The following is a 268-nucleotide window of genomic DNA, read 5'->3' as shown; positions in this document are numbered from 1 at the left end:
GACTGAATCACTCTGGGGTTTTGGCCTGCCTGGATTGCCAATACACCATCGATACATATGGATTTGATATTCCCTTCTTCGGATTTTCTTAGATTCAATTTATCGGCAATAGGTAATGCCACCATGTTAGCCAGCATGGCGCCGTAGAGTGTTGTCAGCAGTGCTACAGCCATGGCTGGTCCAATAGACTTGGGATCATCCATAACTGCTAACATTTGGACTAAGCCTATCAGAGTACCAATCATTCCCATTGCTGGCGCAACATCAC

At 45.9% G+C, this 268-nt stretch carries 1 protein-coding gene; it reads right to left on the bottom strand.

The window, feature by feature from the left end; translation table 11 throughout:
• The coding region (locus tag V7756_RS19040) for a MotA/TolQ/ExbB proton channel family protein (protein ID WP_335611769.1) at positions 1-268 on the bottom strand (268 nt) is incomplete at both ends.

Source organism: Halopseudomonas sp., from assembly GCF_036961105.1.
Lineage (GTDB): Bacteria > Pseudomonadota > Gammaproteobacteria > Pseudomonadales > Pseudomonadaceae > Halopseudomonas.
Note: the sequence above shows the minus strand (reverse complement) of the source record. Positions and strands in the feature narration are given on the sequence as shown.